This is a genomic window from Rhizobium sp. BR 249 (assembly GCF_047445895.1).
Classification (GTDB): domain Bacteria; phylum Pseudomonadota; class Alphaproteobacteria; order Rhizobiales; family Rhizobiaceae; genus Rhizobium.
In genome coordinates this window covers 52,155-66,569 of record NZ_JARWKX010000024.1, presented here as the reverse complement: position 1 = coordinate 66,569, position 14,415 = coordinate 52,155, and the positions used below count along the sequence as shown (strand labels likewise).

Annotated in this window: 8 protein-coding genes; 5 read left to right on the top strand and 3 right to left on the bottom strand. The window is 63.2% G+C overall.

Annotated elements, in window-relative coordinates:
- The first annotated feature begins 1 nt into the window (after position 1).
- From QD408_RS21120 to QD408_RS21105, 4 genes are all read left to right on the top strand, one after another.
- A complete protein-coding gene (locus QD408_RS21120) occupies positions 2-841 on the top strand; it encodes an ABC transporter ATP-binding protein (RefSeq protein ID WP_088681166.1) in 840 nt (279 codons plus the stop codon).
- A gap of 9 nt (positions 842-850) precedes the next feature.
- Positions 851-2,221: an MlaD family protein gene (locus tag QD408_RS21115; RefSeq protein ID WP_414140645.1), complete on the top strand. Its 1,371-nt coding sequence runs from the start codon at positions 851-853 to the stop codon at positions 2,219-2,221.
- A 21-nt stretch (positions 2,222-2,242) separates the two neighbouring features.
- Positions 2,243-2,854, top strand: a complete 612-nt coding sequence (locus tag QD408_RS21110; RefSeq protein ID WP_088681168.1) for an ABC-type transport auxiliary lipoprotein family protein — start codon at positions 2,243-2,245, stop codon at positions 2,852-2,854.
- A 151-nt stretch (positions 2,855-3,005) separates the two neighbouring features.
- Entirely contained in the window at positions 3,006-4,259 is a 1,254-nt protein-coding gene (locus tag QD408_RS21105; RefSeq protein WP_414140666.1) for a diguanylate cyclase, read from the top strand.
- Between the two features lie 27 nt (positions 4,260-4,286).
- Here QD408_RS21105 and QD408_RS21100 read toward each other — a convergent pair whose 3' ends face one another.
- On the bottom strand, positions 4,287-5,156 hold the full coding sequence (locus QD408_RS21100; RefSeq protein ID WP_414140644.1) for a D-alanyl-D-alanine carboxypeptidase family protein: 870 nt from the start codon (positions 5,154-5,156) through the stop codon (positions 4,287-4,289).
- 383 nt (positions 5,157-5,539) lie between these two features.
- On the opposite strand from QD408_RS21100, the gene QD408_RS21095 reads away from it, so the two are divergent.
- Positions 5,540-6,289: an aminoacyl--tRNA ligase-related protein gene (locus tag QD408_RS21095; RefSeq protein WP_414140643.1), complete on the top strand. Its 750-nt coding sequence runs from the start codon at positions 5,540-5,542 to the stop codon at positions 6,287-6,289.
- A 44-nt stretch (positions 6,290-6,333) separates the two neighbouring features.
- On the opposite strand, the gene QD408_RS21090 is transcribed toward QD408_RS21095, so the two are convergent.
- On the bottom strand, positions 6,334-6,894 hold the full coding sequence (locus QD408_RS21090) for a cysteine hydrolase family protein (protein ID WP_414140642.1): 561 nt from the start codon (positions 6,892-6,894) through the stop codon (positions 6,334-6,336).
- 123 nt (positions 6,895-7,017) lie between these two features.
- Positions 7,018-14,133, bottom strand: a complete 7,116-nt coding sequence (locus tag QD408_RS21085; RefSeq protein ID WP_414140641.1) for a hypothetical protein — start codon at positions 14,131-14,133, stop codon at positions 7,018-7,020.
- Positions 14,134-14,415 lie beyond the last annotated feature (282 nt).

The window sequence follows — 14,415 nt, the reverse complement described above, 5'->3', positions numbered from 1 at the left end:
CATGGCGGGCAGCGTGGACGAGCAACCGATCGAAAACGAAGGACAGGGCAGGGATATCGTGCTCTCGGCGCGCGACGTCACCGTTGCTTTCGGTTCGAAAGTGGTGCTCGACAATCTGAACCTCGATATCTATCGCGGCGAGATCCTCGGATTCGTCGGCGCGTCGGGCACAGGCAAATCGGTGCTGATGCGAACCGTGCTGCGGCTCCTGCCGCGCCGCTCCGGCACGATCAAGATCCTCGGCCAGGATTTCGACGAACTCGACGAACCGCAGCGCAACGCGCTCGACATGCGGCTCGGCGTGTTGTTCCAGCAGGGGGCGCTGTTCTCGTCGCTGACGGTGAAGGAAAACATCCAGGTGCCGATGCGCGAATATCTCGATCTGCCGCGCTCGCTGATGGACGAGTTGGCGCATCTGAAGATCCGCATGGTGGGGCTCGCGGCCGACGCTGCCGACAAATACCCCTCCGAACTGTCCGGCGGCATGATCAAGCGTGCAGCCCTTGCCCGCGCGCTGGCGCTCGATCCGGAACTCGTCTTCCTCGATGAGCCGACCTCGGGCCTCGACCCGATCGGCGCCGCCGAATTCGACGAACTGATCGCCAACCTGCGCGATAGCCTGGGGCTGACCGTCTATATGGTCACACATGACCTCGATAGCCTGTTTTCGGTCTGTGACCGTATTGCCGTGCTCGGAAAGAAGCGGGTAATGGTGGAAGGCACGATCGACGACATGCTGGCCTATGACGACCCATGGGTGCAGGCCTATTTCAAAGGTAAGCGGGCGCGATCGATCGTGCCGCAGGACGATGCCGCGCGGCACGGCAGCAGCGGAAAGTGACCGGATAAGATGGAAACCAAAGCCAATTATACGATCGTCGGTTTTTTCACGGTGCTGGTGATCGCGGCGGCCTTCGGCTTCGTCTACTGGATGGCCGAATACGGCCGCGGTGGCCCGATGACGGAACTGATCGTGCGTATTCCGGGCTCGGCCAACGGCCTCAGCGTCGGCTCGCCGGTGCGCTTCAACGGCATCCAGGTGGGCTCGGTGCAGACACTGTCGATCGATGCCGACGATCCGCAATATTCACTGGCCTTCACCCAGGTGCGCACCGATGCGCCGATCTACCCTTCCACCAAGGCCGCGCTTGAAATCCAGGGCCTGACGGGTGCCGCCTATATCGAACTGTCCGGCGGCCGCAAGGGCGAGGAAAGCATTCTGAAACACGCGATCGACAACGGCAAACGGGCCGTCATCGTCGCCGACCAGTCGAGCGTCACCAATCTTCTGGCGACGGCCGACAAGATCCTCGATCGCGCCAATGACGCGGTCGGCGAACTCCAGGGGTTCATCCAGGATTCGCGCGCTCCGCTGACCCAGACGTTCAAGAATGCAGAGACCTTCTCGGATGCGCTCGCCAAGAATTCCGATAATATCGACGCCTTCCTGCAGAGCGTCGGCGAACTCTCCAATACGGTGAAGGCGGTTTCCGGCCGTGTCGATTCGACGCTTCAAGCGGTGGAATCGCTGGTTAAGGCGGTCGACGCTCAGAAGATCGACAACATCGTCTCCAATGCCGAGAAGATCACGGCCAATGTCGCCGACGCATCGGGCGACCTCAAGGGCGCGATCCAGAAGTTCGACGAGACGGCCACCACCTTCAACAATTTCGGCAAGCAGGCGCAGGCGACGCTCGACCGCGTCGACACGCTCGTCGCCCAGATCGACCCGGCAAAGATCAAAGGCTCCGTCGACGACATAGCGCAGGCGACCAAGGATGCGCGCACCGCCGTCGCTTCGATCCGCGATGTCGCCGATACGGTTTCGGCCCGCAAGAAAGACATCGACCAGACGATCCAGGACGTCTCGCAGCTTACCAACAAGCTGAACTCGGCCTCGACCCGCATCGACGGCATTCTCATCAAGGTCGACGCGCTGCTCGGCACCGACAATACGCAATCGCTGTTCACCGAGGCGCGCGCGACGCTCGAATCGTTTAAGAAGGTCGCCGACAACCTGAATTCGCGCATCGGGCCGATCGCCGACAATCTGCAGAAGTTCTCGAGCGGCGGCCTGCGCGATGTACAGACGCTCGTCAACGACATGCGTGGAACCGTGAACAATCTGAACGATACGATCACCAACTTCGACCGCAACCCGCAACGCCTGATCTTCGGCGGGGACACAGTGAAGCAATATGACGGCCGGACGCGGCGTTAACGGGAAGGCAGGGTAGCGTATATGGTCGCATCGCATTTGTTGTCGCGCCGTTCGTGGATCAAGGGAACGGTGGTCGCGCTGCCGCTGACTGCGTTGATCCTGTCGGGCTGTGGCACCTCAGCCAAGAACGATACCTATGATCTCTCTGCGGCCGTCGATGGCGATGGGCCTGCTGCCAAATCCCGCCAGATCCTGATCGCCGGCCCGACGGCACTCAGAGCGCTCGACAGCGAGCAGATCGTCATCCGCGTTTCGTCTTCGGAAATCCAGTATCTCTCGCGGGCGCAGTGGGGCGACAAGCTCCCGCGCATGGTGCAGTCGAAGCTGGTGGAGGCCTTCGAAAATTCGGGCAAGCTTGGCGGCGTCGGCATACCGGGGCAGGGCCTGGCGATCGACTATCAGGTCGTCACCGATATCCGCTCCTTCGAAATCGACGCCTCGAACGGCAACCAGGCGGTGGTCGAGATTTCAGCCAAGATCCTCAACGACCGCAACGGCGCGGTGCGCGCCCAGAAGGTGTTCCGCGCCACGGCGCCGGCCGGCGGCGGCAATGACGGTTTCGTCAAGGGCCTCGACCGCGCCTTCTCTACGGTTGCCTCCGAAATCGTCACCTGGACGCTACGCTCAATCTGAGATGGCGTTTCGTAAGTGCGGCGCCGACATCAAGGGTTGCTGATTCCGAAAAATATTTGGCCCCATGAGGTTGGGGCCGCCATCGTATTCAAATTCTTCATGAATTTGTGGAACCCATCATGCATGTTATCGCTGTCAGGAGGCATGCTGCATAGTGGTCGCACGCGTATTCGGAAAGTCCTCATCGGAAGCGATTCAGCGCGAAAGCGCTCGCCTAGCTGCGTTGCAGCAGCTCGACATTCTCGACACGCCCAGGGACGAGGGCTTCGAGCGGATCGTTCGCCTGATCAAGCAGATATTTTCCATCGACATCGGCATCGTATCCCTGATCGATGGGCACCGGCAATGGTACAAGGCCTGTTCCGGTCTGTCGGCCGACGAGGTGTCGCTTGAGGACACCTTCTGCCGCTGCGTGGTGGACTGTGATGAACCTGTTATCGTGCAGGACGCCACGAAGGATGCTCGCTTTTCAAAACATTCCGCAGTGACGGGAGAGGACCATATCCGCTTCTATGCCGGCGTTCCCCTGCGAACGAAGGCGGGGCACATGATCGGAACGGTATGCGCGATCGACCGGCGGCCAAGATCGTTCAGCAGTAGAGATCTCGACATTCTCACGGAGCTTGCGGGCGCGGCGATGGATCGCATCGAGCTCACGCAGTCGGCCGCCACCGACGGCCTGACGGAGGCGATGACGCGGCGCGCTTTCAAGCAGGAGGCCGATCAGCTCATCTCGCTCGCGTTGCGCCACCATCATGACCTTTCCTGCATCGTCTTCGACATCGACCATTTCAAGCAGGTGAACGATACGTATGGGCACGCTGCGGGAGACGCGGTTCTCAAGGCGGTTGCGTCTATCTGCAAGGCCACCCTTCGCGCCGGCGATCTCTTCGGCCGCATCGGAGGCGAGGAATTCGCCGTTCTCCTGCCGCATGTCGATCGGGAAGGGGCAGGCGCGGTCGCCGAAAAGCTCAGGGCCGCCATCTGCTCACAGCCCGTTTCCGGCGATCACGGTTCGCTCACCGTGACAGCCAGCCTGGGAACGTCGGCCCTCTCCATCGTCAGCAAGGATATCGAGACGCTGCTCGCCCAGGCGGATGCCGCGATGTATCAGGCAAAACACGGCGGACGGAATCGTTGCGTGTCATGGAGCTCCATCCACGCCGATCATGCCATCGGCGACCGGCGGCGGGTGCTGAAGGCGGGTTCGATATTGTTCAACGACCGGCGCTCGACCATCGACTGTACCGTCAAATCCATCGGCTCGGAGAGCGCCGGGATTTCAGTGTCCAATACGACAGGCATTCCCCCGGAATTCATTCTCGCCATCAAGGGGGAAGGATTCGAGACGAATTGCAAGGTGATCTCGCAAGATCGGCAAAACCTGGAAGTGGCATTCCGATAGTCTAACGCGGCAATCTGGAGCGGCAGTCTATTTCGTCGGCTGCGCGTCTGTCATCGTTGCTCCCGGCTGGCTGGCTGCTGTCGCGGTGCCGGCCGTTGACGACGGCAGATAGTTGTCCAGCAGGCCTGCCATCTTGTCGTCGCGCAAGCTTGCGGTCTTTTCGCCCATGACGACGCCGACCACGCGGCGGCCATCCTTGAGAGCCGATGTCACGACATTGTAGCCCGACGCATCGGTGTAGCCGGTCTTGATACCGTCGACACCGTCATAGCGATACATGAGGTTGTTGTGGCCGCGCAGCTTCATGCCGCGAAACTGGAAGCCGCGCATGGAGAAGAGCTTGAAATCTTCGGGGAAATCCCGCATCAGCGAAACGCCGAGGGTCGCCATATCGCGCGCCGTCGTGACCTGCTCGGGATCGGGAAGGCCCGAAGGGTTCTTGAAGACCGTATCCTTCATACCGAGCTGGTGCGCCTTGTCCGTCATCGTCTTTGCGAAGGCCGGCTCGGAGCCGCCGAGCTGTTCGGCGATCGCCACGGCGGCATCATTGGCCGAGAGCACGACGATGGCTTCGACCGCTTCACGCAGCGTCACCTTGCGGCCGGCGCCGACGGCAAGCTTGAAAGGCTCCTTGCTCTCGGCATTTTCCGACATGGTGAGCTTCTGATCCCAGCTGAGGCGCCCGTCATGCAGGGCCTCGAAAGCGAGATAGAGCGTCATCATCTTGGTCAGCGACGCCGGATAGTTCAGCTCATCCTGATTGGAGGCTTCGAGGACCTGCCCTGAATGCACATCGACGACGAAGCTTGCCTGACCGGCCTCAGCCAGAGTGAAAGCGCTGAACAGGAAGGCGGAGGAGAGCGCAGTGGCAAGAAGCCGGGAGGTCGTCTTGGTCATCAATGTTGCTGTCTCTATCGTTTGGTCAAAGGAGCCCAGTGATCGAACGAGCCGTTCACTTGATCGTAGCGCATTGAAAAAGTTTGTGACGGAATGAAGGACGGAGGGCAATAAAAAAGGGTCATCCACAGCTCCGTTCCGCCGTTTCGCAATCTTCGGTTTTGACAATGCTGTAGGTCGCGCGTAGAAAGTTCGCGATGAGCATGAAGAGCGCGCCTTTCTCCCGTTGTGATCGCACCTGCCTGCAGGTTGCGATCGCTCGCGCCCTTGGCGGACGAGGTCTCTGCGTCCTGCTGTGACGTCGGGGCGCGATAGACGTCCTGCGCGCCGCTGGACGTAAAGCCCCTCACACATCATCAAGGTTGCCAAGGAGATCGGCGCCCGTGCTCAATATTTATCATGTCAATTCGCTCGTCCATTGGGAGGAGCGCGAAATCCGTATGCGCGATCATATGATCGGCTTCTTCTCCGAAGAAATCCGCAGCTTTCTCAGATCCATCAATCCTGCTTGGGATGTACGCAGGGTCGAGGCGCCGGCGCTGATGCCGCGGTCGTTGGTATCTAGCGCCTATTCGAACGCTGATATCTGGGTTCAGGAACAGCTTTCCGCCAACGACACCGCGCTGGTGCTGAGGCCGGAGACTACACCATCGACCTATGCCTATATGCAGCACATTCTCGGAAATCACTCGAAGACGCGGCTGCCGCTCTGCGTCTGGCAGGCGGGCCGGTCCTATCGCCGTGAGCAGGAGCAGCCGAGCAAACATATGCGGCTGAAGGAATTCTGGCAGCTCGAATTCCAATGCGCCTTCACGGCCGACAGCGGCAACGACTATCACGCCGCCTGCCTCGAACCGGTGCGCCGCATGATCGCACAGCTAATCCATCTGCCGACGCGCATCGTGCCGTCTGATCGGCTACCGGCCTATTCTGACGTGACGATGGATATCGAGATCAACAATGGCGACAAATGGATGGAGGTCTGCTCGATCTCGCGGCGCACCGACTTTCCGCAGCGCTACCGGTCGCAACCGAAGAAGGGGCCTGCCGCCGACCACGACGTCCTGGTGCTCGAAATCGCCATCGGCCTCGATCGTTGCATTTACAATTGGGGTATAGCAGCCGATCGGTGAAAGACGGAAGATCGGGACCGCCTTGGTCCCGGCGGCCCTAAAATCTATGAAAAGGCAATGTCGGCGGCAGAACGGATTCCTGCCGTTGCCTTGCCCGCGTCGAAACCGTCGAGCGTTTCATTGTGGTGGGCGATAATCTCTGAAAAGGTGAGGGTCGCCGTATCGCCGGTCATGTGGCCATCGGCAATCAGCGTCACGTCGTAGCCGAGGGAAACGGCGCGCCTGACCGTTGTGTCGACGCAGAATTGCGACATGCAGCCACCGATGACGAGGTGGGTGACCGACCGCTCGTTCAGGCGTTCGGCCAGATCGGTTTCGAAGAAGGAGTCGGCGCTTTTCTTGCGCACGACGACCTCGCCTCGTTTCGCCGCGATCTCCTCGCGCAACGCCCATCCTTCCGTGCCGACGGCCAATCGATGGCCGCTGTCGCCGTCATGTTGCACCAGCACGACCGGTACGCCCGCCTGTCTCGCCCTTTCCTGGAGCGATGCCAGCCGCGCAACCGTTTCATCAAGCGCGGTATCGACTTGCGGCTGGCGTTCCGGCGTGGCTTTTCCGGAGAGAATGGCATTCTGCACATCGATGATAAGCAGGGCCTTGGTCATTTCGGATGCCTCAAAATCAGGATGTTTTCGGTTACGCTCTTGCGACGAATGAAAGCCGCTCGACATGTATGGCGGCGGCTTTCTGTCCAGTTCGGTCGAATAGATCGACGGTTATGAGCAGGCTCAGCTGAGCCTGCCTGCGGCGTGGGCGAGCATCGTGTAGACCTTGCCCGTGTCCGAGGTCAGGTAGGACTGCGAGACGGTCTGGTTCGGGTCGGTGCGGGCGACGTCGGCGAGCAGTTTTTCGAAATCACCGATGTAGCGGTCGACGGCGGTGCGGAATTCCGGTTCGCGGTCGTATTTGCGCTTGATCTCGTCGAAGGTCTGCTGGCCCTTCAGCGTGTAGAGGCGGCGGGTGAAGACGTCGCGCTCGCCACGCTGGTAACGCCGCCAGAGATCGACCGAGGCGTCGTGATCGATGGCGCGGGCGATATCGACCGAGAGCGAATTCAGCGATTCCACGACATGGCGCGGATTGCGGATGTCGCTGCTGCGGGCGGTCGGTGCTGCCGCTTCGGCCTGGCGGGCAGGGGCGCGGGCGGGCGCCTCCTCGGCAGGTTCCTCACGCGAGGCGCCGCGCAGGAGATCGCTGATCCAGCCGCCGCTTTCGCTTTCCGGACGGGCCGGTTCCTGGCGGGCCGGTTCCTGGCGAGCCGGCGCCGGCTGCTGGGCGGCGCGCTGGGGAGCGGCAGCGGGTACGGATGGCGCGATCGTTCCACGCAGGCCGGTTGCCTCGATCGGCGGACGGGCTGCCGGCGGCTGCGGCTGGACTGCTGCCGGTTGAGCGGGGCGCGGAGCCGGCTGCGCCTGGGCGAGCGTGCGGGCGACGGGCTCGGAGATCTCCAGCTGCTGGCTGGTGCGGCCGACGAGCTGGGAGATATCCTGCAGCGCCTTGATCTGCTCGGCGACGGCCCGGCGCATGGCCGAGGCGCTTTCCTTGGCTTCCTCGGGAAGGTCGAAGGCGCCGCGCTTCAGTTCGGCGCGGGTGGCATCGAGCTCATTGCGGATATCGGCTGCCGAGCGGCGAATGTCGTCGGTGGCGCCGGAGAAACGGCCGACCGCATCCTCGATCGCTTCACGCAGCGATTCCCGCATGTGCTGGGCAGCACCGTCGGAGGCGCGGCCTGCCTCGCCGAGCATGCGCTCGACTTCCGACAGCGAGGCGGTGAGACCGCCGCGAATGCGGTTGGACAGATCGCCGGAGCGGCGCTCGACATTGGCGAAGGTGCCGTCGATCGTCGTATTGGCTTCGTCGCCGGCGCGGGTGATCGCCTCGCGCATCGTCTCGGCCGCCTCCTGGGCGCGCTTCTCGGTTTCGGTGAGAATACGGCCGATATCGGCGAAGGAGGACTGCACGCCCTGGCGAAGATTGCCGGTGACCTGGCTGGAGCGCTGCTCCGCCCGCTCGAACACGGTCTCGATCATGCCGCCGAGGCCGCGCATGGTCTTCTCGATCTCGCCGGAGCGTTGAACGAGGCCGACGGAGAGCGCCTGCAGCGCGCTTTCGCGCTCTTCGAGCGTCGAGGCGAGGTTGGACTGGGCGGCGCCGAGAAGATGCGAGGCCTGGGTCAGAACCTTGGAGTGCTCGTCGAAGCGGCCGATGATGCTGCCGACCTGCGCCAGCGTCTGGCCCGAAATGTCGGACAGGCGATCGACCTTGCCTTCGAGAAGCCTGGTCGAGGCGGAAACCATCTCGGCGGCCTTGGTGGCGGAGTCGGCGAAGCGTGTGGTGGTATCGCCGAGGCGACCGTCGACGCTCGTCAGCTGTTCGGCGGCGCGGTTCATCATCATCGCCATCGCCGCGCTGCTTTCCGACATGCGCTCGACGAGCCCGTTGACGTTGGCGACCAGGCTGTTCTCGATCGCGCTGACGGCATTGGCGACGTTTTCGGTGCGGGCGGCAACGGCGCTGGCGAGCGCTTCGTTTTCGGCGCGCAGACGGTCGGCGCTGAGGTTGGCGGCCGCGGTGATGCGGGCGGCGGCCTGCTCGCCGGCATCGGTGTAGCGGTCGATGATCGGGCGGGCGGTCTCGTCGAGGATGCGCGTCAGTTCGACCGAGCGGCCTGACAGCATCGAGTTGAGGTCGCGGCTGCGTTCTTCAAGCGTCGTGCGGATCGAATTGCCGCGCGCTTCGAGCGCCCGGTCGATGTCCGAGAGCGTCGTATCGATCTCGCGGACACGCTCTTCGAGATTGGAGCGGATGGCGCTGCTGCGTGCCTCGAGGGCGCGCTCGACATCCGCCATGGTGGTGGAAATCTCGCTGCCGGCGCCCGACAGCGTCGAGCGGATGGCGTCGCCGCGCGCTTCAAGCGACTGGCCGGCATCCGACAGAGCCTTGGAGATCGCATTGACCTGGGTGCCGACGATGGTCTCGGCCTCGGCCACCTTGTTGACGATGGCGTTGCCGGCTTCCGAGAAGGTCTGGGCGACGGCGGCGGCCTGGCTTGCCAGCCGGCTCTGGGCCTCGGCGACGCGGGTGACGATCTGCGACGAGCGCTCGTCCATGGTGCGGGTGAATTCGTCGCTCTTGGTGTTGAGATCCTCGGCGAATTGCTGGCCTGTCCTGCCGAGCAGTTCGGTGGTTCTCGTCGCTTCGCCTTCCATGCCCTGGGCCGCATCGGCAACCGCGCTACGCAGCGTCGAGGCGAGACCGGCGGCCTTGCCTTCGATGGTGCGGTTGACGGCGTCGAGGCCGACGGTCAAGGCGCGGTCCATGGTGGAGAGGCGTTCCTCGATGCGTTCATTGCCGCGATCGAGGGTTTCGCCGAGGCTCGCCGTGCGGCCGTCGATGGCGCCGGTGAGCATCGAGGTGCGGCTGTCCAGCGTCTCGGCCAGATTGGCGGTACGGCTGTCGATCGCCTGGGTGAGGTTTGCGGTGCTGCCTTCGAGCGTCGCCGAGAAGCGCCGGGTGGCGTCTTCGCTCAGCGCACCGAGACGGGAGATGCCGTCGGAAAGCACGCCGGAGAGCTGGCTGCCGACCGTTTCCACCTTTTCGGCAACGCCGCCGACGCCGTCGCGGATGCGGGTCTCGATCGCCGCAAGGCCAGATTCGACCCGCGATCCGGTTTCCTCGAAACGGCCGGTCAGGCTTTCCACGGATTGGTCGAGATGCGAGGAGAAATTCTGGGCGGATGTCGAAATCGCGCTTGCGGCTTCCTGGAAGCGACCGGCGATCTGGCCGGCGCCGGCATGCATGCGCTCTTCCAATGTCTGGGCGCTGGCATCGATCGCCTGGCGGATCGAAGCTTCGCGCTCCTCCAGCGACATTTCGAGCATGCTGACGCTCGTCGCAACCGAGGTGCCGATACTGGTCGCCTGTTCGGTCAGTGTATCGCTGATCAAAGCATGGGCCTGGTTCAGCGTCAGGTCGATGGCGTTGGCGCGATCGTCGAGCGTGTTGCGGATGCGGTCATGGGCGGAGGCAAGCCCGCCTTCGATACGCGCCGCGGCCTCGTCTGCAAGGCCCCCGAGCCGCGCATGGGCATCGGCCAGGCGGCCCTCGATACGGCCGGTCAGGCCGCCGACGATATCCTCGAAGCGGGCGCCGCCGGCATCGAGGACGCCGGAGAGAGCCGCACTGTGCCCGGAAAGAGCATTTTCAAGCCGTTGCTGATTGTCGGTATAGGCGGCGTGGATCGCGTCGGTCTTGTCGGCGAAGGCGCCGGCAACACGGGCCTCGGCATTGGCGACGGCTTCCATCATGGCGTTGCTGCGGGCTTCCAGCGCGCTGTCGAAGCGGCTCTGGTTGTCGTCGAGCGAAATGGCGAGCGCCATGGTCTTTTCATCGAGCGAATCGGTGAGGCGGTCGTGGCTGGCGGTGACAGTGTTGATAATCGCGGCGGTGCGATGACCCAGGGCCTCCTCGAGGCGAGCCTGGCCGTCGTTCAAGGAAGCGGCGAGGGCGGCTGCCTTCTGATCGAGCACACCGTTCAGCTGTTCATGCGTGCCGGAGACGGCATTGGTGATCGCATCGGCGCCTGATGTCAGGGTTTCTTCGAGACGGCTCTGGCTCTCGTTCAGCGAGATGGCAAGCGCCATCGCCCGGTCGTCGAAGGTCTCGGTCAGGCGGTCGTGGGTGCTGGAGATCGCGCTGAGGAAGGATTCCGAGCGGGTTTCCAGCGTATCCTGCAGACGGCTCTGGCCTTCGTTGAGCGAGGCGGCAATTGCCGATGCCTTCTCGTCGAGCGTTTCGGAGAGGCGCTCATGCGTGCCGGAGACGGCCTTGAGGAAGGCTTCGGAGCGGGCTTCCAGCGTGTCTTCGATCCGGGACTGGCTCTCGTTGAGAGAGATTGCGAGCGTCATCGCCTTCTCGTCGAGCGTCTCGGACAGGCGCTCATGGGTGCCGGATACCGCATGCAGCAGCGCCGCCGACCGGGTCTCCAGCGTATCTTCGATGCGTGCCTGGGTCTCGGACAATGAGATGGCAAGCGCCATCGCCTTTTCATCAAGGGTCTCGGAGAGGCGGTCATGGGTACCGGAGACGGCATGCAACAAGGCTGCGGAGCGGGTCTCGAGCGTATCTTCGATGCGTGCCTGGGTCTCGTTCAGCGAGGTGGCGAAGGCCGCCGCCTTGCCTTCCAGCGTCTCGGCAAAGAGGTCATGGGTGCCGGAGACGGCGTTCAGCAGGGCCGCGGAACCGGTTTGGAGCGTATCCTCGATGCGGGCATGGCTCTCGTTCAAGGAAATGGCAAGCGCCATCGCCTTTTCATCGAGCGTTTCGGCAAGCCGGTCGGTCGTGCCGGACACGCTGTTCAGCAATGCTTCGGCGCGCGTTCCGAGCGCATCCTCGATGCGCGCATGGCGCTCGTCGAGCGAGGCCGTCAGGGTCGCCGCCTTCGTATCCAGCGTTTCCGACAGGCGATCATGTGTGCCCGTGACCGCGTTCAGGAAGGCCGTGGAGCGGGTTTCCAGCGTGTCTTCGATGCGGCTCTGGCTTTCGTTCAAGGAGATGGCGAGCGCCATCGCCTTTTCATCAAGTGTTTCGGAAAGGCGGTCATGGGTGCCGGACACGGCACTGAGCAGCGCCTCGGAGCGGGTTTCGAGCGTATCCTCGATGCGGGCCTGGCTCTCGTTCAAGGAAATGGCGAGCGCCATCGCCTTTTCGTCAAGCGTTTCGGCAAGACGGTCATGGGTGCCTGAGACGGCATTGATGATGGCGTCGGAGCGGCTGGTCAGCGCTTCCTCGAAGCGGCCGTGATGGGTGGTCAGTGCATCGACCAGCGCGTCGCCGCGCTCCGCCATGACGCTGTCGATACGCTCGTGGGCCGTGCCGAGCGCTTCGCGGATTTCTGCGGCGCGCGCGGCCAGGACGCCGGTCAGCTCCTCGGCGCGGCCACCGAAGGCCGTCGTGACCTGCTCGGTGCCGGCGGCAACGGCGGTCGTGAGATCGGTGGTGGTGGTGCGCAGCGTGTCGCGGAATTCGGCCGAGCGGGCCTGAAGATTGTTCTGCAGGTCGGAGGTACCAGATGCAAGCGCCAGCGCGATGTCCGAAGTGGCGCTCTGCAGCGCCGAGGTCAGTTCGCCGGTGCGGCTGGCGAGTGCGGTGGTGATTTCGTCCGTCCGGGTGCCGAGCGCGCTTTCCAGCACTTCATGGCCGGTGGCGAGCGCGGTGGCGAGCGCCAGCGACTGGTCGGTCATCGAGGAGCCGATCCGCTCGATGCCGGAGCTCAGGATGCCCTCAATCGAATCCGAACCGCCGGTCAGCGTCTCGTTGATGCGGGCAAGGCTCTCCATCAGCTTGGTGTCGAGCGAGCCGGTGCGCTTGTCGAAAGCGCTGGTGAATTCGGCCACGCGCTCGTCGAAGGCGGTCGACAGCTGGGCGACGGTCGTCTGCAGCCGCTCCTCGAAGAAGCCGGAGCGGACGTCGAGATCCATGACGGCATCGTCGGCGGTGCTCTGCAGGCTCTGGCGGAAGCTTGCGCCCTTTTCGTCGAGCGCGCTGTTCAGCTTCGACAGGACGTCGTCGAGCGTGCCGCTGATGGTGCGTTCGCCCGAGGTCAGGCTCTCATTGATCTCGCGCGTGCGAGCGATCAGGATCTCGTTCAGCTGATGCGTGCGCTCGTTCAGCGCCGCGTTCAGCTTCTCGGTGCTGCTGTCCATGGTCGAGGCGCGCGTCTCGAACTGGCTGAGCAGCCTTTCGCCATGTTCATTGAGATTGACCGAAAGCGCTTCGAGGCGGTCGTCAAATTCGGTGGCGAGCGCAAAACCGGACGCGTTCAGTGTCTGAAGCAGGCTGTCGGTCTTGGCGGCGAGCAGGCTGCCCATCGATTGCAGCGCGGCGTCCGATTTTTCGAGGATCGTCGCGGCGCGCGTGTCGATGAGCGAAGCGAAGGCTTCGCCCGACGTGGCGAGACGCACGGCGATCTCTTCGGTCGCCAGCGACAGCTCCTCCTTCAGCTGGTCGTGGACGCTGCCGATCGAGGTGCGGATGCGGTCGGCATGGTTGACGATCGCTTCGCGCTCGGAGCCGAGTTCGTGGACGAGGCCGCGCACACGCAGTTCGTTGTCGGCGTAGGAGCGTTCGAGCGCGTTGACCTCGGAATGGACGAGCGTTTCCAGCTCGGAGGCGCGCGCGATGGTGCGCTCGATGCCCTCGTTCATCGCGGAGACTTCGCGGCGCACGGCCTGGCCGACGGTCATGATGCGCTCGGAGGCAATGGTTTCCGGCTCTGCGAGGCGCAATGCCACCTCCGCCATGGAGCGGGCGGCGTTGCGCATGTCCTGGGCGCGGGAGATCATGATGGCAAAGGCATAGAACATCATCACCGGAATGATGATGCCGACGAGGCCGGCGATGACGCTGGGTAGGGCGACGAGATCGGCGATCGAACGGATCTGCCAGATCTGCGGCGCATAAAGCAGCGACATCAGACCGAGGCCGCCCATGACCCAAAGGACGGAGAAGAGCGTGGCGGTGCGCACGGCCGAGCGGCTGGAGGCGCCGTCGAAGGATTTCAGGATGGAGGCTGGCGTGTTGCGGCTGGCGTCATTGGCCGGGGCAAAGGCCGAAGCCCTGGAAGCCTGCTCGCCGGCGCCACCGCGCCGGTTGCGGCGCTGAGCTTCTTCCTGGGCCTGCTGGTTACGCGCATTGGATGGTTCAGACACATTAGCCTCCGGGGCCTGGGGCGCGCTGCCGCGGCGAGACGGCACGTTTTCCTTGCCGAAATCGATCTGAAGCGCCTCGTCCAATGCCTTGAACGCCTTGTCCTCGATCGACTCATTATATTTGTTGTTCGCCATTCGGTTATGCCTCGTTACTGTCAGCCAGTCCGGCACCGCATCCCGGGGTTCCGCCTTACCCGGATAACGACTTCGCCGTTCCAGCCTTCCATCCCAACCGCGGACGGATAAGCATGTCATTTCAGAATAGATAGCCGCTTTTCAAACGGAAGGTATCAAAACACTACCATTATCCACTCGCTCGGCAAAGGCGCGTACCATAAACCCGCTCTACCAGTATCGTAGTGACACATCTGGGCTCTTGACACAATTAATGAAGGCTTGAGATTCACGGCTCGTTAA

Coding starts and splice junctions, on each gene's coding strand:
- QD408_RS21110 (WP_088681168.1), top strand. CDS start 2,243: ATGGTCGCATCGCATTTGTTGTCGCGCCGTTCGTGGATCAAGGGAACG.
- QD408_RS21090 (WP_414140642.1), bottom strand. CDS start 6,894: ATGACCAAGGCCCTGCTTATCATCGATGTGCAGAATGCCATTCTCTCC.
- QD408_RS21115 (WP_414140645.1), top strand. CDS start 851: ATGGAAACCAAAGCCAATTATACGATCGTCGGTTTTTTCACGGTGCTG.
- QD408_RS21100 (WP_414140644.1), bottom strand. CDS start 5,156: ATGACCAAGACGACCTCCCGGCTTCTTGCCACTGCGCTCTCCTCCGCC.
- QD408_RS21085 (WP_414140641.1), bottom strand. CDS start 14,133: ATGGCGAACAACAAATATAATGAGTCGATCGAGGACAAGGCGTTCAAG.
- QD408_RS21120 (WP_088681166.1), top strand. CDS start 2: ATGGCGGGCAGCGTGGACGAGCAACCGATCGAAAACGAAGGACAGGGC.